Raw genomic sequence first — 23,962 nt, 5'->3', positions numbered from 1 at the left:
AGAGGAAAAGCACTTATGACAATGAACATCACTGGCAAAAACATCGAAATCACCTCTGCAATCCGAGCTCATATTGAGAGCAAATTTAAAAAACTGGAGAAATGGCAAGTCGACCTAATTGGATGCCAAGCAACTTTCAGTGAGGAACCAAACAAACAGAAGAAATTCGAAGCAGTTATCAAAGTTCCGAAAGGTCAGCTCATTGCCTCAGCAACTCACGAAGATCTTTATGCAGCTATCAACGAAGTGGAGCAAAAACTAGAGCGACAACTGAATAAGCTGACCCACAAACCTGAAGCTCGCCGAGCGAATAAACCAGAGTTAGTGGAAGAAGAAGAGTAAACTGACCAAAATCGAAGAAATAGCGCCGAAAGGCGCTATTTTTTTGCTTGACGCTCCTCCCACGCTTGCTTATTGTGTTTAAATACTCACATATTAACCACTATTTATGCATTTAACTTCGCTGTTTATTTTTGACTTCTTTTTCCTTCCATAACTGGGGGGGCTACTCGTTTGTGAAAGAAAAGTCAAAAACAAACAGAAAGCCTCCCAACCCGGGAGGCTTTTTTATAAGGAAAGATTTGATGACTGACCAACCTATTTCCCTCGAAGAAATTCGTTTACGTTTGAACGAGCTCGATAATGAGCTACTTAGCCTGTTATCAGAACGCCGTAAACTCAGCATTGAAGTAGCCAAAAGCAAAGTTCAAACCTCAAAGCCTGTCCGTGATGCAGCTCGAGAACAGCAGCTCTTGGTGAAGTTAATTTCTAATGGTCGTGATAAATACGAACTCGATGCTCAGTACATCACCAAGCTTTTCCATACCATCATTGAAGATTCTGTACTACTTCAGCAAAGCTACTTACAAAACTTAGTCAACCCACAACAAAGCCGAAAACCACTCGCACGTGTGGCCTTCCTTGGCTCAAAAGGCTCTTATTCGCACTTGGCAAGCCGAGAATACTTCAGCCGTAAAAATACAGAGCTTATCGAACTCAACTGCGAGCACTTCAAAGAAGTGACTCAAACGGTTGAGTCGGGTCATGCTGATTATGGTGTTCTGCCAATCGAAAACACCAGTTCAGGTTCCATTAATGAAGTGTATGACCTGCTGCAACACACGACGCTTTACATCGTGGGTGAGCTTACCCAACCAATCGAGCACTGCTTGGTTGCGAAAAAAGACATTCGTCTGGAAAACATTAAAACGCTGTATTCACATCCTCAGCCACACCAACAGTGCAGTGAGTTTTTAAGCCGTATGAAAGGTGTAAAACTGGAATCTTGCGCCAGCACGGCAGATGCAATGCAAAAAGTCCAAGAGATGGATCGTGATGATGTTGCTGCAATTGGTAATGCATCAAGCGGTAAGCTATACGGCTTGCAAGCCATTCAAGGCAACATCGCTAACCAAACCGAGAATCATACTCGCTTTATTGTGGTTGCTCGCAAACCGGTTGAGGTTTCAACTCAGATTCCAGCAAAAACCACGTTGATCATGTCGACCTCCCAAGAGGCAGGTTCATTGGTTGAAACGCTATTAGTGCTGCAACGTTACGGCATCAATATGACCAAGCTAGAATCACGTCCAATTATGGGTAACCCGTGGGAAGAGATGTTCTACGTAGATTTGGAATCTCATCTTGCTTCGACAGAAATGCAACAGGCACTTGAAGAGCTAACCAAAATTACTAAACACTTGAAAGTATTAGGCTGTTACCCGAGTGAGAACGTAAAGCCTACCCAAGTAAAATTGAGTTAATAGACACTAGTGAGTAAAAAGATCATGGCAACCCAAAAAGTCGTAATCGCATCGCTAAACCCAGCTAAAATTAATGCCGTTCAAAGTGCGTTTAACAGTGCATTTCCGCACCAAGAGTTCAACTTCATTGGCGTCAGTGTGCCTAGTGAGGTCGCAGATCAACCTATGACTGATGAAGAAACTCATCGCGGTGCACTAAACCGCATTAAAAACGCAAAAGTAGAGATGCCAAACGCGGATTACTATGTCGGTCTCGAAGCGGGAATTGAAGCAAACGTGACGTTTGCTTGGATGGTGATTGAGTCGAATACTCACCGTGGTGAATCTCGCTCTGCAAGCTTAATGCTGCCGCCCAAAGTATTGGAAAAACTCGAGCATGCGAATGAGCTGGGAGATGTCATGGATGAGGTGTTTGGAACCGAGAACATCAAACAGAAAGGTGGTGCCATCAGCCTGCTCACCCAAAACCAACTAACTCGAAGTTCGGTTTACCATCAGGCCTTGATTCTGGCTTTGATTCCATTCACGAACCCTGAGCACTTCCCTTCAAATTTATAACTTTATAACGCTCACCCTATTCGCTAGGTACGAAAAAGGGCGGATATTTCCGCCCTTTTTTAACACGTTATCTTAATCACTTGTGATACCACAATGCCTCAAGGCGAATTGGACTCACTGGCTACTTAGATACCGCAACTTGCTCTAACAAGATCTTGAGTTTGTCTTTCTCTTGATCAGATTTCGACTTTATCTCATTAGAGCCACGAGTAATAGTGGCAATACCCACGCCAAGCATCTGGCTGATCTGACGTTGAGATAATTCTCCTTTAAGAAGCTCGTTAATAATATTAACGCGTGATATTAATGATTCTCTCTCATCACGTGACATCAGCATGGTTAACAGCATGTCATCTTGCTCACTGTCCATGCTAGTTCGAATTAGCTCAATAATCTGTTGCCAGTCTTTGTACTCGGGTTCGTGCGACATCAAGTTACCTCACTCAATACTTGGTATTGATCTCATGTTGATTCAAGAACGCGCCATCGATACCCAAAAGATCACGGTAATATGTTTCAAACATCAGGATGTTTTGTACATAACCGCGCGTTTCTCTAAATGGAATAGCCTCAATAAAGGCATAAGCATCCACTTTTCCTTGGGTTCGCTCTCGCCACGTTTTTACTCTGCTAGGACCCGCATTATAAGCCGCGAGGGCAAAAATACGATTATTATCGTAATCCTCTAATAAACCTTGCAAATAATGACTACCAATTTCGATGTTTTTTCCTACGTTGTAGAGATCTTGCGTGCCTTGATAACTCAACTTGTATTTTCGGGCGGTGTACTTCGCCGTGGCGGGCATGATCTGCATAAGACCACGAGCCCCAACAGGGGAACGGGCTTCTATGTCTAATGCACTTTCTTGTCGAGCTAGGGACATCATCGTTACGGGATCAATATTGTGTTTTTTTGCATAAAAGTTAAACCACCAGCGATGCGCAATAGGGAATCTTATTTCAATATTATCCCACATCTGCGCTTGAATACTCGCGGTCACCGTTAGGTTATGCCAACGCTTAGACGATGCATAGGTAGCCAGCATGGCCTGTTCATCTTTCCCCACACGACGCAGCAAATGCACCCACTCACTTTTCGCTGCTGCGATTTTATCCGTCGCGATCAACTCTTCAATACGAACTAACGAGTCTTGATATGGTTGAACCATTCGCTTATCAAACTTAACCGTATGCGTAGGGTATTTGATTGATTGTCCAATCGCATTGGCGGCTGCCACACTATAAAAGTTTCGCTGCCCGACCAAAGTCGCTAAACGCTGTTTCCCTGCGATGTCATCACCTAACGCAATTTCACTTCGTCCAAGCCAGTATTGCCAGCGAAGCGACGCTTTCTCTTCTTTATTGAGAACGGCAATCCACTCTTGTACGCCTTTCCAATCTGCGTTCTGAATCGCTAAGCGAATGCGAGTTTCAATGAGCGGTAAGTACTGGCTGGTTTTGGTTTTATCATCGCGCCACTTAGCTAGTGACTCAGACTCCGTACGGGTCAATCGAAATGCGATATAGTCAGCCAGGGCTTGCGCCTTTTCTGGAGAAAACTTCTGCCCTTTAATGACGGCATCATACGCACTCTGCGCTTGACTGGTATTCATGCGAGCTAGCTTTTCCAACGCATATTCGCTTTGCGCTCGATTAAAATCATTAGCCGGTTTTTTCTTCGCGAACTCCGCAACGCTTGAAGGGTTATCAAACAACGCCTTCATTTCTTTCGCTTGTCGCCTTGCCTGCGAGGATTTAGGCAGTTTAAGTAAGTAACTCATCAAACTGCCATTACGAGCATCAAACGCCAGTAACATACGTTGGAGAATCAATTCATCAGTACGCTCACCTGCCTTGTCCCATGCTGAAAATAATAGTTCGCACTCGTCAGCAATACTTCTGCCACGCAACCACATGTGCTCAGCCCCTTTAAACGCGGCGACTTTCTTACCTTGCTCTAACTGAGCCACGTAGAAAATACATTGATAACGCTCACCACTTGGAATGACTTTTTGAAACTCAGTAATGGTTTTCCAATCTTTTTGCTTATAAAGGTGGTCGAGGTATGGAGCGCGAACACGGCGAGAAAAAGGAAACGACTCGTGCTCCGAAATAAATTCGATTACTTGCTGTGGCGACTTTTCCGGTAACTGTCTAATAAATGTGCGGTAGTCCACATAAGGCGTCAGCGGATAGTCAGGAATTTTAGGACGAATCGAAAGGTATCCGTCGATGTCATTTTTATCTAATAACGCTTGAGCTTTCTCATAAACTTCGCGCTGCTTTTCCAAGCTCAGCGCGGCATTAGCACTCAAACTCATCGCACACAGCGCGGCGGCACAGCATACGTTTTTAGCCAGTTCAGATACGTTGAATCTCATTTGTGTCATTTTCCCAGACATACACTGTACCAAGCCCATTTTCTTAGAGGAGCGGAGTTTGCAAGGCCGTTTGCGCATGCACCAGCTCCCCCCAACCAAAATGCAGCGGTCTGTGTAAAGCAACTTGGTGTATTTAAAGTTGTATTCGTGAAACATTAAGACGGATGAGAGAAGAAACTCCTCACTCGTACAGACCCCTCGTTATTCATAACGAATAACAAAAGTGTATACCCTAACCATGTAAGTTTCCGGTCAGCTAAAAATAAGAAAATCTTTCATAAAGGAAATTCTTGCAATGCGGTAACAAAACAAAAGCAGTTGGTATAAAATGGCGGGTTTGAATGACAGTTAATTTAGGAACAATCGGTAATGGCTGAATACGTATATACCATGTCGCGGGTGAGCAAGATTGTGCCACCTAAGCGTCAAATTCTTAAAGACATCTCTCTGAGCTTCTTCCCTGGTGCGAAAATCGGTGTTTTAGGTCTGAACGGTGCAGGTAAATCAACGTTGCTACGTATCATGGCGGGTATCGACACGGATATCGACGGTGAAGCGCGTCCACAACCAGGTCTAAACGTAGGTTACCTCCCTCAAGAGCCGGTATTAGACGAGTCAAAAACGGTTCGTGAAATCGTTGAAGAAGCGGTTGCTGACGTGGCTGACGCTCTAAAACGTCTGGATGAGGTGTATGCGGCATACGCAGAACCGGACGCAGATTTCGATGCCCTAGCCAAAGAGCAGGGTGACCTTGAAGCGTTGATTCAAGCAAAAGATGGCCACAATTTAGAGAATGCGCTTGAGCGCGCCGCAGACGCACTTCGTCTGCCAGAGTGGAATCAGAAAATTGCGAACCTATCAGGGGGGAACGTCGTCGTGTGGCAATTTGCCGTCTTCTTCTTTCTCATCCTGACATGCTGTTACTCGATGAGCCTACCAACCACCTAGATGCAGAATCTGTTGCTTGGTTAGAGCGCTTCCTAGTGGACTACACTGGTACTGTCGTGGCCATCACCCACGACCGTTATTTCCTAGATAACGCAGCAGGCTGGATCTTAGAACTTGACCGTGGTGAAGGTATTCCATGGCAAGGTAACTACACCTCATGGTTGGAGCAAAAAGACGCGCGTCTACAACAGGAAGCGTCTCAAGAAAAAGCTCGTCAGAAAACCATTGAGAAAGAACTCGAATGGGTTCGCCAAAACCCGAAAGGTCGCCAAGCAAAATCAAAATCACGCATGGCACGCTTTGAAGAACTGCAGAACTCTGATCACCAAAAACGTAACGAAACCAACGAGCTGTTTATCCCACCAGGTGATCGTTTAGGTGATAAGGTTATCGAAGTAAATAACCTCACCAAATCGTTTGATGGTCGCGTTCTGATTGATGACCTGTCGTTTAGCATGCCCAAAGGTGCAATCGTCGGCATCATCGGTGCCAACGGTGCAGGTAAATCAACACTATTTAAGATGTTAAGCGGTACAGAGCAGCCAGACTCAGGCACCATTGAAATGGGTGACACGGTGAAACTGGCATCAGTCGATCAGTTCCGTGACAGCATGGACGATTCTAAAACCGTATTCCAAGAGATTTCTGAAGGCGCTGACATCATTAAGATCAACAACTTCGAAATCCCAGCTCGCGCCTACTGTTCACGCTTCAACTTCAAAGGCAGCGACCAACAGAAAATCATCGGGGAGCTATCCGGTGGTGAGCGTAACCGTGTCCACCTTGCGAAACTGCTAAAAGCTGGCGGCAACGTACTGTTGCTCGACGAGCCAACCAACGACCTTGACGTGGAAACGCTGCGTGCTCTAGAAGAAGCACTACTAGAGTTCCCAGGTTGTGCCATGGTTATCTCGCACGACCGTTGGTTCCTTGACCGTATCGCGACCCACATCATTGACTACCGTGACGAAGGCCAAGTTAACTTCTACGAAGGTAACTACACCGAGTACATGGACTGGTTGAAGAAAACCTTGGGTCCTGAAGCCGCAGAACCACACCGCATCAAATACAAGCGTATTGCGAAGTAATCGCGAACCATAAAGTTTGATTGTAATTTGTACAAAGGCCGCTATCATAGCGGCCTTTGTTTTCTTTGTTATAAAAAGAGCTCATTCGCTGGTCTCGTTCGTTAAGAACATGACACTGCACTTACGTCACTCTGTAGCGACCTCGACACTTTTCAAACAACAATTGAACATTTTTTGTTCGTATTGATATACTATTCATTCTGTTTGAAAACATGACGAGAAAGTGAATATGACAGAGAGACGACGCTTTTCACGCATTCTCCATCAACCGTCAACTAAGGTAGAGCAGCGTGACTTGGCAATCGAAGCTAAGATTCAAAATCTTTCCTTGCATGGTTTACTCATGAAAGCGGAAGAGACTGAGGCTTTGGATCCTTCCCTTCCTGTCCATGTTACTTTTTCATTTTATCAATCCGAACAAGTAATTACGTTAAAAGCGCAAGTTGTCGATGTCTCTAAGCGTGAGATTAGGGTAAAGATCATCCACATAGACATCGAAAGCATTAGCCAACTAAAAACGATTTATAGAATTGAATCTAGGCAATAACGATCTTCTGAATCGAGAGTTAGACTACCTTTCTGATTTTGGGGAAAAATAAATCAACGCCTATTTAAGTAACAATAACTATGTCTAAAAAAATCATCATGAAGATCCCGACGAAAGACGGCGATCAGCAGTTCTATTTGGGGCGCGGTTCGGTCCTAGCACTATTTGCTTCGATTTTGGCATTACCCGCCGTCGTGGGCGGCGCGTGGTATCTTAACCAGCAACAAGTGCATTATCAGGACGAACTAACGCAAACCATCGCCAAGCTACACAATGAAAACGCAGAAATCACTGCCCTTTACGAGGAACAGCTTGATACCAACCACTCACTCTCTCAATCGTTAACCGAAAAAAATAACCAAATTCAGTTATTGGGAAAACGAGTATTCGACGTCGAGTCTGTGCTTGGACTCGCAGATGAAGAGCTGATGAACGACGAGCATAACCTGGCACTAGAAGAAAGGATTGATGCCGCCGCGATCGATTCTGCCGTTCGCGCGACCATGTTTCGTTTGATCCCAAACGACAGCCCAGTAACATACCAACGCATTTCTTCCTCTTATGGCAGCCGAATTAATCCAATTTCAGGCAAGCGGCACGTTCATACTGGAATTGATCTTACTTGTAAACGAGGTGAAGAGATCGTCGCGCCTGCAGACGGTGTCGTGGAAACCGTGCGCCCAAGTAATCAAGGCTACGGTAACTACCTGACCATTCGTCACTCATTTGGTTTCATGAGTTCCTTCGCTCATTTGCAACGTTTCAAAGTAAGAAACGGTCAGTTTGTTAGCAAAGGCGATGTGATTGCTCAATGTGGTAACTCGGGAAGCTCGACTGGCCCACACCTACATTATGAAGTGCGTTTTGTGGGTCGAGCACTCAACCCGCGATACTTGATGAAGTGGACACCAGAAAACTTCAACTACTTATTTGAGAAAGAAAAAAAGGTGAAATGGGGCCCATTAGTTCAGTTGATTGATGATGTGGTTCGTCTGCAAGTCAACTTAACCAACTCACCCTATCGTGATACCAGTATCAACACGGCGTCGAGTGACGATAGCAGCAATACCGCGACCAACTGATTAACTTTAACCTCTACCGTAAAATACAAAAGAGCAGCTCAAACTGCTCTTTTGTATTAACTGCGATGCATGTTGTCGTTGGCTTGCTTAAGTAAGTTCTGACTCTCGTTCATGAACTGTTGTGAATAATTACCAAACCACTCACTCACTTGTTCAAAGCTTTCGACAAACTTGGCTTTATCTTGACTGTCCAAGATCGTTAGCGCTTCGCCAAAACGTTGGTGAAATCGCTTAATCATCTCGATATTCTCTTGAGAAGAGAGAATAATGTCACCGTACAAGTTCGGATCCTGCCCAAACAGTCGACCGACCATGGCTAATTCAAGACGGTAGATAGGTGAACTCAGTTTTAATAGCTGTTCAATGTTTGGATTTTCTTTGCTCAAGTGCATGCCGTAAGCAAATGAAGTAAAGTGGCGCAACGCCTGAATCAACGTCATACCATGGTCGTGCTCTTGCGCATCAATTTGACACAAGCTCGCGCCCCAAATACCAAACTGCTGTAATAGCCATTGGTATTGATCGTTCCCACGCCCATCACAGTACACAATCACCTGCTTGGCAAGGCTCGGCACATCTGGACCAAACATTGGGTGTAAACCAACCACCGGCCCTTGGTGCACATTCAACATTGCTTTTAGTGGCTTAGATTTGATAGAAGTTAGATCACACAGAATGCAGTCTTGTGGCAGATTACCTAGCTTTTCAATCACACCTTCTGTTAGGTGAATCGGCACCGTCACCACCACCAGGCCCGCATCTTTTAGGATGTCATCCGCACGATCCCAGTCTTTGCTACCAAGCACTTTGACTTGATAACCAGATAGCTTAAACATACGTCCAAACAGACCGCCTAACTGGCCATTACCACCAATAATGACCACTGAGCGCAATTCAGGGTTCAAACACTTAAAACCGGAATCTTTTTCACTGGCATAAGACTCACGCATAGTGCGGCGAAGAATGTCTTCAATCAGCTGTGGAGGAATCCCTATTTTTTCCGCTTCGGCACGACGAGAGGCTAACATTGCTGCCTCACGGTCTGGAGCATAAATTGGCAAACCGTGTTCGCTTTTTACTTCCCCAACTTTCTCTACAAGCGCCAAACGCTGAGCCAACAGCTCCAACATTTGCTTGTCGACAGCATCAATCTGATCGCGCAATGCGTTAAGTTCAACGGCCATTGATGTTCCTTAAATCCTGTATTAATTAGCCTTTTAGACGATTTTCTAAGAAAGGTACTAGCTCTTCATGTGCATGACGTAATAGTGCCTCAGTTGAATCCCAATTGATACATGCGTCAGTGATAGACAGACCATATTTCATCTCTTCAAGAGCTAAGTCAGAAGATTGATTTCCTTCATTGATATGACTTTCAATCATAAGACCGATAATAGATTTATTGCCTTCACGGATTTGATGAATCACATCCTCTGCGACTAACGGTTGGCGACGGTAATCTTTACGTGAGTTAGCGTGACTGCAATCGACCATCAAAGAAGCGTCAAGCTCAAACTTCGTTAACTCTTGTTCACACTCAGTGACTGATACTGAATCGTAGTTAGTTTGCTTGCCGCCGCGTAAGATCACGTGCCCATTAGCATTACCCTGAGTGGTCAATAGCGCTACTTGGCCTTCACGGTTGATCCCCATAAAACGGTGGCTAGAAGACGCAGCTTGCATCGCGTTGATTGCGGTTGCCAAGCTGCCATCCGTACCGTTTTTAAAACCGATTGGCATCGACAGACCACTTGCCATTTCACGGTGCGTTTGTGATTCCGTGGTGCGAGCGCCGATCGCAGCCCAGCTAAAAGTATCGGCAAGGTATTGAGGGCTGATTGGATCAAGTGCTTCTGTTGCTAATGGAATGTTCATTTCGGCCAGCTCTACCAAGAGCTCCCGACCCACATGTAAGCCATGCTCAATGTCGAAGCTGCCATCCAGATGTGGGTCATTAATCAACCCTTTCCAGCCGACCGTGGTGCGTGGCTTTTCAAAATACACTCGCATAACAATATACAGTTGATCGCTTAGTTGTTCAGAGAGTGCTTTAAGACGTTTTGCGTAATCCTTTGCCGCTTCCACGTCGTGAATGGAACATGGACCGCATACAACCAGCAGGCGGTGATCTTTCTTATGAATAATATTAGCGATAGTTTGGCGAGACTCTTGAATAAAGCGACGTGCTTTTTCACTCAAAGGAAGCTTGGTTTTTAGCTCCTCAGGAGTAATAAGAACCTGTTCTTCGCTAATATTAATATTGCTCAACTCACTTTTCTGCATAACTCTTACCTGTATATTTAATTTTACACTCAACCAAATCCTTGGTGAGACAACTAAGCTTTAACAACAAGATAACAGGCAAAAAAAGAAAAACAAGCGTACATAATAAAAAACATTTGGTGTAAATTAAAACTTACAACAAAAGAAAAAGCCAAAACCTAATCAACTTTGACTTCTCATCGGTGTTTTTAATAATTTACACCGTCTTTAGTTGATCAAGCGCTTCATCGCTTCGCTAGCCAATTTCCACTCTTGAGATAACTTGAGCTCATTCAAAGACAACAATTGCTTTTTCAGTAATGCTTCGGCTAATGGCACGGCTGATACCGATAAGTTATCTAATACCTCAACGTGCGCTTCTCGCTTATTACACATCAACAACATATCGCAACCGGCTTTCAGTGCTTGAGCCCCCCGCTCGGCAGGGCTCCCCATGATAGCAGCGCCTTCCATGGTCAGATCATCGGAGAAAACCAAGCCTTTAAAACCCAATTGCTGTCGCAAAACTTGTTTCAACCAGTATTCTGAACCACTCGCTGGTTGAGCGTCGTAATTCGGAAAAACCACGTGAGCAGGCATCATGGCATCTAAAATACCGGCATCGATTTGCGCTTTGAAGATCGCCATATCTTGTTCAAAAATATCACTGCGCTCATCGTATGGCGTTTCGAGATGTGAGTCTGCAATCACGCCGCCATGCCCCGGAAAGTGTTTGCCTGTTGTTGCCATTCCAACGCTCTTCATGCCCTGCATGTAAGCGGTGCTATAGCGAAGAATGGTATCGGCATCTTCGCCAAATGCTCGGTTACCGATCGCTTTACATTGATGACCTTTGTCGAGCACGGGTGCAAAGCTTAAATCGATGTCGTGTGCTATCAACTCTGCCGCCATTAGCCAACCGCCCATACGTGCGAGCTCTTCGCCATTTTGATGTTTGGCATATTCGTCGGCCACAGGGATCAACGAGAAACCTTCACGGAAGCGTTGTACTCGCCCCCCTTCTTGATCCACACCGATCAAAATCGGGCGCTTGGCAGCCTTGCGGATTGATTGATTAAGTGCTTGAAGCTGTTCACTATCATGATAGTTGCGAGCAAATAGAATTAAGCCACCAACCGTAGGGTGTTCCAGAATTTCTTTGTCTTCAGCGGTCAGTTCATAACCCGCGACGTCAACCCACAACGGTCCCATATTTTCTCCTCAAAATCGGCTGAATATCTCGTATTCGATGAGGTTATTCGCTTCAGATTTGCTTTACAATAAGTGAATGAAGAATTGACGAGATCGGCTATGAAATTTAACGAACTGTACATTGGTGTGATGTCTGGAACGAGCATGGACGGCATTGATACCGCTCTGGTTGAAATAAGTGATGAGCACGTTCGCCTGATTGCGCATGACGATTATCCAATGCCCACAGCACTGAAAGAAATGCTGTTATCGGTTTGTACCGGTCAAGCAACAAATTTAAAAGCCATCGGTGAACTTGACCACCAGCTCGGCCATCTCTTCGCTGACGCCGTTTTACAACTGCTCAAGAAGTCTGGTTACGCCGCGGAACACATTCGTGCGATTGGTAATCACGGTCAAACGGTATTCCACCAACCTAACGGAGACTTGCCGTTTACCACTCAATTAGGTGATGCCAACATCATCGCAGTGAAAACAGGGATTGATACGGTTGCAGATTTTCGACGTAAAGATATGGCGCTGGGTGGACAAGGGGCTCCACTGGTTCCCGCTTTTCACAAAAGCATCTTTGCTATGCAAGATTCCACCACCGTGGTGCTGAACATCGGTGGCATTGCCAACATCTCTGTACTGCATCCCGAGCAACCCGTCATTGGCTACGACACAGGTCCGGGCAACATGTTGATGGACGCGTGGTGTGCGCTGCATACTGGGCAAAGCTTCGACAAAGATGCACAATTTGCACTGAAAGGAACGGTAAACGCTACTTTGTTGACTCAATTACTTAAAGAGTCTTACCTCGCCATGCCAGCACCTAAAAGTACCGGGCGAGAACTGTTCAACATTGATTGGCTGCATCAGCAACTGGCTCATCACAATTTACCAATCGAAGACGTACAGCGTACACTTTGCGAGTATTCTGTAGTTACCATTGCCAACGAAGTCGACAAGTTTTCTCATGGCATCACGCCTCAATTATTGGTCTGTGGCGGTGGAGCAAGAAACCCACTTTTGATGCAGCGATTGGCTAAGTTATTGCCACAGTGGTACGTTGCGACAACGGCAGAAAAAGGCGTGGATAGTGACTACATGGAAGCCATGGCATTTGCTTGGCTTGCGCAGCGCTATATTCATAGCCTCCCTAGCAATTTACCCGAGGTGACGGGGGCCAGCCGTCTCGCTTCACTTGGCGTACTCCACTCAAAAAATTAATCACGAAGGCTTAAATTACTATGACAAATGACGCGCTTATTGCGGCTCTTTCTCACCTTGTCTCTGAAGGTCGCAACCCTGACACAATGGATATCGATCTTCTTCCTTCATTCGATATTGTGCAGCGTTTAAACCAACAAGATAAACTCGTCCCAATTGCGGTTGAGAAAGTGCTGCCAGAAATCGCCCTCGCCGTAGATAAAATCACCCAAGCATTTAAAGCAAACGGAAGGCTGGTGTATATGGGAGCAGGCACGAGCGGTCGTTTAGGCATACTGGATGCTTCAGAATGCCCGCCTACATTTGGTGTGTCAGATAAAATGGTGATTGGTCTTATTGCTGGTGGCCCCGAAGCCATCTTCAAAGCTAAAGAAGGTGCAGAGGATTCTCCACAGCTTGGAGAACAAGATTTAAAAAACCTCGCATTCAACAATAATGATGTCGTCGTAGGTATTGCAGCAAGTGGTCGTACACCTTATGTGATCGGAGGTTTAGAATATGCGAATAAGATTGGCGCAACTACTGTAGCACTATCTTGTAACCCTGACTCTCCGATTGCAGATATTGCCGAAATAGCCATTAGCCCCGTTGTTGGGCCTGAAGCATTAACGGGGTCAACTCGTTTAAAATCGGGCACTGCGCAAAAACTGGTACTGAATATGCTTAGTACCGCTAGTATGATCCGCTTAGGTAAGAGCTACCAAAACTTAATGGTGGATGTAAAAGCCACCAACAATAAGTTACTCGCTCGCGCAGCTCGTATTGTGATGCAAGCGACCGATTGTGACAAAACACAAGCAACAGCGGTGTTGAAACAAACCAACCATAACGTAAAATTGGCGATATTGATGATCCTTACCGATCTTGATATCGACTCCGCACGTCAACATCTCCATCATCAAGATGGTTTCTTACGCAAGGCCGTTGAAGGACACCAGACGAAATAAACGCATTAAAAAAGGTGGCCTCAGGCCACCTTTCGCATCAAACAGAATCAATTTTTCTATTGGCTTAGTTGTTGTACTCGTTCCAGCCACGCTGCCATTCCATGCGGAACTTTTGTGCTTGCTGAGTACCTTCACAGACCCCTTGGTAATACTGTCCAGACAGCCCTATTTGGTACGCGAAGGCCGGATTACAGTATTCCGCTATTCCTTCTAAATACCCTTGGTCATAATCACCTTGCTTAACACGACCTAGCTCACGCAATTGATTCATTGTGCGAGATGTGTGTCCCGCTACGCCATCTTGATATCCGATCTGATACCAATCTCCCGATTGAGCGAGCTCTTCCGTCGGTACAGCACACCCTGCTAGTAAAGCGAGCACCAAACCTAACGTTGCCTTTTTCATCATTCTTCCTTAACTAATTGTTTTCAAAATAAGCTTACCATTAATCATAGAAGTTCTCGCTCAGTCCAAGATGTAACCTCTCACATAACAGTTAAACCACTCAATCACCCCGTAAGCCATTCACCTCATATTAAAACCGCTCAAGCGGTATATCGACCACTCATTATTCTATTCGACCGCTCATCGACTGACCGAATGCATTTAACACAAGCGACGCATAAGATGCATCCTGAAATTAAAATATTACCCTACTCAACTAAGACTAAGGACAATTGCTATGATGTGGTTTCTAACCTGTGTCGCGGCCCTAATTGGCGGATACTTCATCTACGGCGCTTTCATCGAGAAGATCTTCGGCATCAATGAAAAACGCCAAACCCCGGCTCATACCAAATCGGATGGTGTTGACTTTGTTCCAATGTCAACGAAGAAAGTTTATCTCGTTCAGCTCCTAAACATCGCTGGTGTCGGCCCAATCTTTGGTCCAATCATGGGTGCGCTATACGGCCCAGCAGCGATGCTTTGGATTGTCGTTGGTTGCATATTTGCAGGCGCAGTACACGATTACTTCTCCGGCATGCTTTCGGTTCGTAATGGCGGCGCTTCTGTACCTACTATTACGGGTCGCTACCTAGGTAATGGCGCAAAACACTTTATGAATATTTTTGCCATTGTCTTACTTCTTCTGGTTGGGGTGGTATTCGTATCGGCGCCAGCAGGCATGATCACCAATCTAATCAATGATCAGACGGGCCTTAACGTAAGCATGACCACTATGGTTATCGCCATCTTCGCTTACTACATCATCGCAACTATTGTTCCTGTCGATAAAATCATTGGCCGCTTCTACCCACTGTTTGGCGCACTGCTTATTTTTATGTCAGTCGGTCTAATGACCGCCGTGGCGTTCTCTAGCGAGCACACGGTAATGGGTGATTTCCAAGTTTCAGACATGCTGAGTAACTTGAATCCAAATGACATGCCGTTATGGCCTGCGCTGTTTATCACTATCGCTTGTGGTGCTATCTCAGGCTTCCACGCCACTCAGTCCCCACTGATGGCGCGTTGTATGGAAAACGAGAAAAATGGTCGTTTTGTCTTCTACGGTGCCATGATTGGTGAAGGGGTTATCGCCCTTATCTGGTGTGCGATTGCTTTGTCTTTCTTCGGCTCACTAGACGCATTATCAGAAGCGGTGAAGAACGGTGGTCCTGGTAACGTGGTATACAGCGCGTCATTTGGTCTATTGGGTGTGTTCGGTGGTATCCTTGCTTTCCTTGGTGTGGTTATTCTCCCTATCACGTCAGGCGATACTGCATTCCGTTCAAGCCGTCTGATCCTTGCAGAATACTTCAACATGGAGCAGAAAACGCTACGTAACCGACTACTCATGGCACTGCCACTCTTCGTTCTTGGTGGCATCTTGACTCAAGTAGACTTTGGTATCATTTGGCGCTACTTCGGCTTCGCTAACCAAACAACCGCAGTGATGATGCTCTGGACAGCGTCGGCTTACCTACTTCGTCACAACAAACTGCATTGGGTTACGACCATTCCGGCCATGTTTATGACGACGGTATGTGTCACGTTCATCCTAAACAACAGCACGCTAGGTTTCGGCCTACCGATGCAAGTGTCAACCATCGCTGGTGTCGTGTTCACACTCATCGTGACTGGTTACGTGATCAAAACCTCTAAGGGTAAGGGTGATACTGATTTGGCTGACGAAGATAAACCACATCCCGTATCAGAAACCGCGTAACGCTAGCTCACGCATTAACTGATTAAGATAAAGAGCCTGCCACGCAGGCTCTTTTTGTTTTCGTATACCCAAGTGACTCCCACGATATCAATCATCTGGAGGTTATTTAGGTATACAATAACAACATTGATTTCAGGTTAGGTTCACTATGGAACTGGTAATTTCCCTCTTACAACAGATGTGCGTGTACTTGGTATTGGCTTACATGCTGAGTAAAACGCCCATCATCTTGCCGCTGCTCAGTATCTCTTCACGCCTTAGTCACCGTTTAATTTGCTATGTGCTCTTCTCTGGATTTTGTATTTTAGGTACTTATTTTGGCTTACACATCAATGATGCGATTGCGAATACACGCGCGATTGGTGCTGTCATGGGAGGATTATTTGGCGGCCCTGTGGTGGGTTTTGCGGTTGGGCTGACGGGCGGTCTTCACCGCTATTCTCTTGGTGGTTTTACCGATCTGGCCTGCGCTATTTCTACGACAGCGGAAGGTGTGATTGGCGGCTTGCTCCATGTCTATCTCATCAAACGTAACAAAGGGGCCTTACTGTTTAACCCCAGCGTGGTATTCAGTGTCACGTTTGTCGCGGAAGTTGTGCAAATGCTCTTGCTGCTCTCCGTTGCCAAACCGTTTGACCAAGCATATGCGCTGGTGTCTGAGATTGCCGCCCCAATGATCATCGCGAATTCCTTTGGCGCCGCACTGTTCATGAGTATCCTGCAAGACAGAAAAGCAATCTTCGAAAAATACTCTGCGACTTTTTCTCGTCGAGCACTCACGATTGCCGATCGTTCCGTTGGAATTCTTAGCAACGGTTTTAACACTGAAAACGCCAAAAAAATTGCACGCATTATTTACGAGGAAACCAAGGTTGGCGCCGTCGCCATCACTGACCAAAAGAAGATCCTAGCTTTCGTTGGTATTGGCGATGATCACCATAAACCCAATACTCCTATTTCATCGCAGAGCACATTAGATTCGATGGAGAAAAACGACATCATTTACCTTGATGGTGCTGAGCGCCCTTACCAGTGCTCACTCGCGAAAGACTGCAAGCTCGGCTCTGCCCTGATCATTCCGTTGCGTGCAGGCAAGGAAGTCATTGGTACCATTAAGTTATACGAGCCGAAGCGCAAACTGTTCTCTACCGCAAACATGTCGATGGCCGAAGGCATCGCCCAGCTGTTATCCAGTCAGATTCTGTATGGGGATTATCAGCAACAACAAACTTTATTAGCTCAAGCAGAAATCAAGCTACTGCACGCACAAGTCAACCCCCACTTTTTGTTTAACGCACTCAATACCATTAGCGCGATTACTCGGCGAGATCCTGATAAAGCGCGTGAGCTGATTCAAAACTTGTCACACTTCTTTCGCAGTAATCTGAAACAAAACATCAACACGGTGACACTGAAAGAAGAGCTAGCCCATGTAAACTCTTACCTAAGTATTGAGAAAGCACGTTTTACAGATCGCTTAGAAGTGAAAATCGATATTCAACCAGAAGTGCTCGACATCAAATTGCCAAGCTTTACACTCCAACCACTGGTTGAAAATGCCATTAAACACGGTATTTCTAATATGCTGGAAGGGGGGAAGATCTACATATACAGTCAAGTGCATCCGCAAGGCTATCTCATCACCGTAGAAGATAACGCGGGCAGTTTTGCACATCCCAACGAGAACCACTCGGGCTTGGGTTTAGAAATTGTCGACAAACGTCTCACTAATCAATTTGGACGTGACTCAGCGCTAAAAATTACGTGTGAGACACATCAATTTACTAAAATGAGCTTTATCATTCCCCAAAAATCCTAAAAGCGAACAAAGTCAAAGTAATAAAGGTAATGTGGGATGTTAAGCGCACTCGTCATTGATGATGAACAATTTGCTCGTGAAGAACTGGCAGAGCTATTAGAAGAAACAGGCCAAGTTGAAGTGGTGGGCGATGCTTCAAACGCTATCTTAGGCCTCAAAAAAATCAATGAACTCAAGCCTGATGTGGTGTTTCTCGACATCCAAATGCCTCAAGTCACAGGTATTGAGCTACTCGGTATGCTCGATCCTGACACCATGCCTTATGTGGTTTTCGTTACCGCCTACGATCAATATGCGATTCAAGCATTTGAAGATAACGCATTTGATTATTTGCTCAAACCCGTCGACCCATGCCGCTTAACCAAAACGGTCAAGCGACTCAATAAAGTCATCAGTCAATCAGCATTGACTCAACAACTGTCTGCCATTACGCCCGAGACCTTAGCTCAAATCCCGTGTATTGGGCATAACCGGATAGTGATCATGGCTACCGATACAGTGGAGTGTGCGTACAGCGACATCAGTGGCGTACATGCTCGCTCAGCGGGCCAGACTGCTAGTACACAATTAACCCTCAAAACACTGGAAGAGAAAACCCCTTTAGTGCGCTGCCATCGCCAGTACTTAGTCAACATCAAAACCATCAGCGAGATAAAATTGCTAGAGAACGGTTTAGCCGAAATCATCACCAAAACGGGCTTTGAGATTCCAGTGAGTCGTCGCTACCTGAAGGTGCTAAAAGAGATGCTCGGCATCAATCACTAACTCCGTTAAAAAAGGCGACCTTTGAGATCGCCTTTGAAATATTTAATCATGCCCGATGTTAATCAACTTGTTTAATTTGTAGCTCTTTCGGTACTTCGAAGAACATATTCTCTTCTCGCCCTAGCACTTCGTCGACGGCTTCAGCACCAACCAACTCTTTGATGCGATCAAGAATTTGGTTCACTAACTCTTCTGGTGCTGATGCTCCAGCCGTTACACCGACTTTGTTCTTACCTTCAAACCATTTTGGTTCGATATCTTCAGGACAATCCGTCAAATAACCCGGTGTACCAAGCTTTTCAGCCAATTCTTTTAGGCGTGTTGAGTTGGATGAATTCTTTGAACCGACCACCACCATGACATCAACATCGCTCGCTAATTCACGTACGGCATCTTGACGGTTTTGCGTTGCGTAGCAAATATCATCTTTACGCGGGCCTTGGATATCTGGGAACACGCGGCGTAGCTCTTCGATAACATCAGCAGTCTCGTCAACAGACAAGGTCGTTTGGCTTACGTAGTGAAGATCGGATGGATCTTTCACAATCGCCTTCAGTTTCTCAACGTCGGCTGGGGTTTCAACCAAGTACATGCCACCGGTTTCACTCGCGTACTGCCCCATCGTGCCTTCTACTTCAGGGTGACCGGCGTGACCAATCAGCACCACTTCCATATTGCGGCGGCTTGCTCGCGCCACTTCCATATGGACTTTGGTTACCAATGGACACGTCGCGTCAAACACGGTCAAATCGCGCTGCTTGGCTTCCTGACGAACCGCCTGTGATACACCATGAGCAGAAAAAATCACAATGTTGTTGTCTGGCACTTCATGCAGCTCTTCAACGAAGACAGCGCCACGTTGTTTTAGCCCTTCAACCACAAAACGGTTATGTACCACCTCATGACGAACATAAATCGGTGGCTGATACATCTCTAGCGCACGCTCTACGATGCTAATCGCACGGTCTACACCAGCACAAAAGCCGCGTGGGTTAGCTAATAGGATTTTCATTTCATTGCTCATGGAAATTATCTTTATTGGGTTCGCTATTCTACTGACAAAATTTCAACTTCGAAAGTCACGTCTTGTCCCGCTAGAGGATGGTTGAAGTCCACTGTAACTGAATCGCCAGCAATCTCAGTGATGATGCCCGGGATTTCCATGCCATCAGGGCCACTGAAAGCCATGATTGTGCCCACTTCTACTTCTGCATCACCTACAAATTTAGTGCGTTCCATATGGTGTACATGGTCTGGGTTTGGCATGCCAAACGCGTCTTCTGCTTTTAGCTCAATCGCTTTTTGTGCGCCTGTTTCTAGGCCTATCAAGCACTGCTCAAAGTTTTCACTCAAGCTGCCATCACCCATAACAAATTTCGCTGGTTTACCCATATTATGAGTACTATCCGCAACCGATCCGTCTTTCATCTTAATCGTAAAGTGAAGGGTTACTACAGATTCATTGGTTATTGTTGTCACGTTACTGCTTCCTTGTTCTGGGGTTATTACGCTGTCAGCTTGGTCTTTTTATACATTGATATGCTGATTGGCGCTCCAACATAATAAAAAGCGTCGCTCGAATCAACGGGCGACGCTTAGGGTTATTCAACTTTTCACAATATACACTGCCACGACTTAGGCTTTCGCCTCGTCTTTCTTTCGAAAGCCGTCAACAATAATCATCGCAGCACCAATACAAATAGCCATGTCTGCAAGGTTGAATGCTGGCCAGTGATAATTACCCCAGAAAAAGTCCAAATAATCCACGACAAAACCGTGTATCACACGGTCGAATACGTTGCCTACTGCGCCACCAATGATCATGGCATAAGCAATATTATTCCATTTCTCTTTCGCTGGTAGTTTACTCATCCAGTAAGTCAAAAGACCCGTAACGATAAAAGCAATACCGGTAAATAACCAACGCTGCCAGCCCGCTTGATCACTCAAAAAGCTAAAAGCGGCACCATAGTTATGTACGTACAAAAGATTAAAGAATGGCAAAATTTCAATGCGGTTTGCCCAGCCATAACCCATGTTGTTCATCACAACAAACTTAATGCCGATATCAGCCAAGAAAATTACAATCGCCAGCCACAACCAGCGCACACCCGAGTGTTTTAAAGACAGTGTTTTTTCACTCATTACTTTACCTACAAACAGCCCCAGTAATTACTGGGGCTGTTGAATTAATAAAAAGTTCCAGAACAAGAAACTAATACTCTAAATGATTGGCGCTGTAGCACGGCGACGAATTTACCAAGCTCCTGAGCCTAGTGGGCTATGTGATGGAGTTGGTAAATGAAGTCAACAAAGCTACAGAGCCAAGAATGACGAGTATTTACGCGAACTTACGAACTTCACCTTCACCATCAACGTTAGATACACAACGACCACAGATCTTCTCGTGACCTTCGATTGTGCCTACGTCTGCCGTGTGGTGCCAACAACGGTCACACTTCTCGCCTTCTGCTGCAGCAACTTCAACGAACAAACCATCAATATCAGTCGCTTGTGCTGTATCAGTTTTCTCGCTTAACGGTTTCACTGTCGCCGCAGACGTGATCAATACGAAACGTAGTTCATCTTCTAGCTGGTTGATTTTCGCAGATAGCGGCTCATCGGCAAAGAGCGTTATCTCAGCTTGTAGCGCACCACCGATAGTCTTCTCAGCTCGTGCCGCTTCTAGCAGTTTGTTCACTGCACCACGAACTTTCTGAATCTCTGCCCAGAACTCGTTATTAAGCTCTTCGCCTTCGGTTAGACCAAACAAACCTTGATACCATTCACCACTGAATACAAACTTGTCACGCTTGCCTGGCATTTCGTTCCAGATCTCATCTGCGGTAAATGACATAATAGGTGCCATCCAACGAACAAGCGCTTCAACAATGTAGTAAAGCGCAGTCTGACAACTACGTTGAGCGTTGCCGCCACGTTTTGCTGTGTACTGACGGTCTTTAATCACGTCTAGGTAAAAAGAGCCCATTTCGATAGAACAGAAGTGCATTAGACGCTGCATTACTGCATGCGTGTTGTACTCTTCGTATGCTTTGATAATTTCTTCTTGCGCTGCCAGTGCACGCCCTACTGCCCAGCGGTCCAGAGCAACCATTTCTTCCGCTGGAACCATGTCTGTTTCAGGGTTAAAACCATTTAGGTTTGCTAGGAAGAAACGAGAAGTGTTACGAATACGACGGTATGCATCAGCGCTGCGTTTTAGGATTTCATCAGAAACGGCAACTTCACCCGTATAGTCAGTTGATGCAACCCATAGGCGCAAGATATCGGCACCAAGTTTATTAGTGACATCTTTTGGCGCGACGACGTTACCAATAGATTTCGACATCTTACGGCCGTGACCGTCAACAACGAAACCATGAGTAAGAACTTGCTTATAAGGTGCCACATCTTTCATTGCGATAGATGAAATGAGAGATGACTGGAACCAACCACGGTGTTGGTCAGATCCCTCTAGGTATAGGTCAGCGCTGTAGCCCCTTTCTTCACCATCAAATTGGTACTCTTCACGAGCATCAACAACAGAGAAGTGCGTGACACCTGAGTCGAACCATACGTCTAACGTATCGAGTACTTTTTCGTACTGGTCTGCGTCAGCACCGAGTAGCTCAGCGGCATCGACATCCCACCATGCTTGAATGCCTTTCTCTTCAACCAACTTCGCGACTTTTTCAATCAGTTCTAGTGTGTTTGGATGAAGTTCTGATGTTTCTTTATGAACAAACAGAGCGATTGGCACACCCCAAGTACGTTGACGAGAGACACACCACTCTGGGCGACCTTCGATCATACCTTCGATACGGCTTTGACCCCACTCCGGCATCCACTGAACACCTTTGATAGCTTCTAGTGCTTTGGCACGCAGACCCGCTTGGTCCATGGATACAAACCACTGCGGTGTTGCGCGGAAGATGATTGGAGTCTTATGACGCCAACAGTGTGGGTAGCTGTGCTCGTAAGCGTGGTGATGCAGTAGTGCGCCTTTTTCTTTTAGCGTTTCTACAACCGCATTGTTCGCTTTGAATACGTGCTGACCAGCGAATAGCTCAGTGTCCGGTAGGTAAACACCGTTTGAACCAACTGGGTTCGCCACTTCTAGGTTGTATTTTTGACCAACGGCGAAGTCTTCTTGACCGTGGCCAGGTGCTGTGTGAACCACACCAGTACCTGAATCCGTGGTTACGTGATCGCCTAGGATCGCCGGTACGGTAAAATCGTAGAATGGGTGTTGGAACTGAGAAAGCTCTAGATCCGCGCCTTTGGCAAAACCAAGGTTATGGAAGTGCTCGATACCTGCGCGGTCCATAACGTCTTTCGCCAGCTCAGCCGCAACAATAATACGCTCAGGTTGCTCGCCTTCAACTTGGATAAGTACATACTCAAGGTCATCACGTAGACACACAGCACGGTTCGCAGGAAGCGTCCAAGGTGTTGTTGTCCAGATGACAATAGAGATATCGCCTTTACCTTCATGACCTTCAGTCAGCTCAAACTTAGACAGAAGCGCAGCTTCGTCCGCAGCCTTAAAGCGTACATCGATAGATGGCGATACTTTGTCTTTGTATTCCACTTCTGCTTCAGCCAGCGCTGAGCCACAATCCGTACACCAGTGAACAGGTTTGAAACCTTTTAGCAGGTGGCCGTTGCTCGCGATTTTACCAAGCGCACGGATGATGTTCGCTTCCGTATCAAAATCCATTGTACGGTATGGCTTGTCCCACTCTCCCATAATGCCAAGACGCTTGAAGCTCTCTTTTTGACCTTCAACTTGACCAGCGGCGTACTGACGACATTTTTCGCGGAATTCAGCCGCTGTCACTTTTTGGCCTGGTTTGCCAACCTTCTTTTCTACCATCAACTCGATAGGTAGCCCGTGACAATCCCAACCTGGGATGTAAGGTGCGTCAAAACCTGAAAGTGTTTTGGATTTAATTATAATGTCTTTAAGAATCTTGTTTAGTGCGTGACCAATATGAATGTCACCATTTGCGTAAGGAGGGCCATCGTGCAATACGAATGGCTTTTTACCTTTTTTTGCTTTACGGATTTCACCGTAAAGATCTTCTTTGTACCAACGCTTAAGCATTTCTGGCTCACGATTGGCCAGATTACCGCGCATTGGAAACCCTGTTTCAGGTAAATTCAGGGTATCTTTATACTCACTCATCGATTCTTAATTCCGTTATATT

At 45.7% G+C, this 23,962-nt stretch carries 19 protein-coding genes, 2 pseudogenes and 1 other annotated feature; of the genes and pseudogenes, 11 read left to right on the top strand and 10 right to left on the bottom strand.

Features of this window, described 5'->3' with window-relative positions; genetic code table 11:
- Positions 1 to 15 precede the first annotated feature (15 nt).
- From hpf to yjjX, 3 genes are all read left to right on the top strand, one after another.
- On the top strand, positions 16 to 342 hold the full coding sequence (hpf, locus tag AC3D28_RS14300) for a ribosome hibernation-promoting factor, HPF/YfiA family (RefSeq protein ID WP_005397484.1): 327 nt from the start codon (positions 16 to 18) through the stop codon (positions 340 to 342).
- Between the two features lie 109 nt (positions 343 to 451).
- Positions 452 to 572: a sequence feature (Phe leader region), on the top strand.
- A 12-nt stretch (positions 573 to 584) separates the two neighbouring features.
- A complete protein-coding gene (pheA, locus tag AC3D28_RS14295) occupies positions 585 to 1,763 on the top strand; it encodes a prephenate dehydratase (protein ID WP_488535149.1) in 1,179 nt (392 codons plus the stop codon).
- Positions 1,764 to 1,787: 24 nt separating this feature from the next.
- The gene (yjjX, locus tag AC3D28_RS14290; protein ID WP_488535148.1) at positions 1,788 to 2,321 is read left to right on the top strand and encodes an inosine/xanthosine triphosphatase; all 534 of its coding nucleotides are present in this window, start codon (positions 1,788 to 1,790) and stop codon (positions 2,319 to 2,321) included.
- A gap of 121 nt (positions 2,322 to 2,442) precedes the next feature.
- On the opposite strand, the gene trpR is transcribed toward yjjX, so the two are convergent.
- On the bottom strand, positions 2,443 to 2,751 hold the full coding sequence (trpR, locus tag AC3D28_RS14285) for a trp operon repressor (protein WP_488535147.1): 309 nt from the start codon (positions 2,749 to 2,751) through the stop codon (positions 2,443 to 2,445).
- Between the two features lie 13 nt (positions 2,752 to 2,764).
- Positions 2,765 to 4,702: a transglycosylase SLT domain-containing protein gene (locus AC3D28_RS14280; protein WP_488536100.1), complete on the bottom strand. Its 1,938-nt coding sequence runs from the start codon at positions 4,700 to 4,702 to the stop codon at positions 2,765 to 2,767.
- A 369-nt stretch (positions 4,703 to 5,071) separates the two neighbouring features.
- Here AC3D28_RS14280 and ettA point away from each other — a divergent pair.
- From ettA to AC3D28_RS14265, 3 genes and pseudogenes are all read left to right on the top strand, one after another.
- Positions 5,072 to 6,738 (top strand): annotated as a pseudogene (gene ettA / locus AC3D28_RS14275) (energy-dependent translational throttle protein EttA).
- A gap of 229 nt (positions 6,739 to 6,967) precedes the next feature.
- Positions 6,968 to 7,337: pseudogene (locus AC3D28_RS14270) on the top strand (PilZ domain-containing protein).
- A gap of 28 nt (positions 7,338 to 7,365) precedes the next feature.
- The gene (locus AC3D28_RS14265) at positions 7,366 to 8,367 is read left to right on the top strand and encodes a M23 family metallopeptidase (protein WP_488535146.1); all 1,002 of its coding nucleotides are present in this window, start codon (positions 7,366 to 7,368) and stop codon (positions 8,365 to 8,367) included.
- 56 nt (positions 8,368 to 8,423) lie between these two features.
- Here the strand turns inward: AC3D28_RS14265 and tyrA are convergent, their stop codons facing one another.
- From tyrA to nagZ, 3 genes are all read right to left on the bottom strand, one after another.
- A complete protein-coding gene (gene tyrA / locus AC3D28_RS14260; protein ID WP_488535145.1) occupies positions 8,424 to 9,551 on the bottom strand; it encodes a bifunctional chorismate mutase/prephenate dehydrogenase in 1,128 nt (375 codons plus the stop codon).
- Between the two features lie 25 nt (positions 9,552 to 9,576).
- Positions 9,577 to 10,650, bottom strand: a complete 1,074-nt coding sequence (locus tag AC3D28_RS14255) for a 3-deoxy-7-phosphoheptulonate synthase (protein WP_488535144.1) — start codon at positions 10,648 to 10,650, stop codon at positions 9,577 to 9,579.
- Positions 10,651 to 10,857: 207 nt separating this feature from the next.
- On the bottom strand, positions 10,858 to 11,841 hold the full coding sequence (gene nagZ, locus AC3D28_RS14250) for a beta-N-acetylhexosaminidase (RefSeq protein ID WP_488535143.1): 984 nt from the start codon (positions 11,839 to 11,841) through the stop codon (positions 10,858 to 10,860).
- A gap of 99 nt (positions 11,842 to 11,940) precedes the next feature.
- On the opposite strand from nagZ, the gene AC3D28_RS14245 reads away from it, so the two are divergent.
- Together AC3D28_RS14245 and murQ are read left to right on the top strand one after the other, a co-directional pair.
- The gene (locus tag AC3D28_RS14245; RefSeq protein WP_488535142.1) at positions 11,941 to 13,053 is read left to right on the top strand and encodes an anhydro-N-acetylmuramic acid kinase; all 1,113 of its coding nucleotides are present in this window, start codon (positions 11,941 to 11,943) and stop codon (positions 13,051 to 13,053) included.
- Positions 13,054 to 13,073: 20 nt separating this feature from the next.
- Positions 13,074 to 14,000 carry an N-acetylmuramic acid 6-phosphate etherase gene (gene murQ / locus AC3D28_RS14240; protein ID WP_488535141.1) on the top strand — a complete coding sequence of 309 codons (927 nt, stop codon included), beginning with the start codon at positions 13,074 to 13,076 and terminating at the stop codon, positions 13,998 to 14,000.
- A 64-nt stretch (positions 14,001 to 14,064) separates the two neighbouring features.
- Here the strand turns inward: murQ and AC3D28_RS14235 are convergent, their stop codons facing one another.
- A complete protein-coding gene (locus AC3D28_RS14235; protein WP_488535140.1) occupies positions 14,065 to 14,406 on the bottom strand; it encodes a DUF2799 domain-containing protein in 342 nt (113 codons plus the stop codon).
- Positions 14,407 to 14,683: 277 nt separating this feature from the next.
- Between AC3D28_RS14235 and AC3D28_RS14230 the strand changes: the two genes are divergently transcribed.
- The 3 genes from AC3D28_RS14230 (at position 14,684) to btsR (ending at position 18,752) form a co-directional block, all read left to right on the top strand.
- Entirely contained in the window at positions 14,684 to 16,168 is a 1,485-nt protein-coding gene (locus AC3D28_RS14230; RefSeq protein ID WP_488535139.1) for a carbon starvation CstA family protein, read from the top strand.
- Positions 16,169 to 16,316: 148 nt separating this feature from the next.
- Positions 16,317 to 17,987 carry a LytS/YhcK type 5TM receptor domain-containing protein gene (locus AC3D28_RS14225; RefSeq protein WP_488535138.1) on the top strand — a complete coding sequence of 557 codons (1,671 nt, stop codon included), beginning with the start codon at positions 16,317 to 16,319 and terminating at the stop codon, positions 17,985 to 17,987.
- Positions 17,988 to 18,023: 36 nt separating this feature from the next.
- Positions 18,024 to 18,752: a two-component system response regulator BtsR gene (btsR, locus tag AC3D28_RS14220; protein ID WP_488535137.1), complete on the top strand. Its 729-nt coding sequence runs from the start codon at positions 18,024 to 18,026 to the stop codon at positions 18,750 to 18,752.
- 58 nt (positions 18,753 to 18,810) lie between these two features.
- On the opposite strand, the gene ispH is transcribed toward btsR, so the two are convergent.
- The 4 genes from ispH to ileS form a co-directional block, all read right to left on the bottom strand.
- The gene (gene ispH, locus AC3D28_RS14215; RefSeq protein ID WP_179885719.1) at positions 18,811 to 19,776 is read right to left on the bottom strand and encodes a 4-hydroxy-3-methylbut-2-enyl diphosphate reductase; all 966 of its coding nucleotides are present in this window, start codon (positions 19,774 to 19,776) and stop codon (positions 18,811 to 18,813) included.
- A 23-nt stretch (positions 19,777 to 19,799) separates the two neighbouring features.
- Positions 19,800 to 20,231 (bottom strand): FKBP-type peptidyl-prolyl cis-trans isomerase, encoded by a 432-nt coding sequence (fkpB, locus tag AC3D28_RS14210; protein ID WP_488535136.1) that lies wholly within the window; start codon positions 20,229 to 20,231, stop codon positions 19,800 to 19,802.
- 156 nt (positions 20,232 to 20,387) lie between these two features.
- Positions 20,388 to 20,897 carry a signal peptidase II gene (gene lspA, locus AC3D28_RS14205; protein ID WP_488535135.1) on the bottom strand — a complete coding sequence of 170 codons (510 nt, stop codon included), beginning with the start codon at positions 20,895 to 20,897 and terminating at the stop codon, positions 20,388 to 20,390.
- A gap of 196 nt (positions 20,898 to 21,093) precedes the next feature.
- Positions 21,094 to 23,940 (bottom strand): isoleucine--tRNA ligase, encoded by a 2,847-nt coding sequence (gene ileS / locus AC3D28_RS14200; protein ID WP_488535134.1) that lies wholly within the window; start codon positions 23,938 to 23,940, stop codon positions 21,094 to 21,096.
- Positions 23,941 to 23,962: the final 22 nt, after the last annotated feature.

The organism is Vibrio sp. TAP-3B, assembly GCF_057784735.1.
The sequence above is the reverse complement of the archived record's forward strand: the minus strand, read 5'-3'. Positions and strand labels throughout refer to the sequence as shown.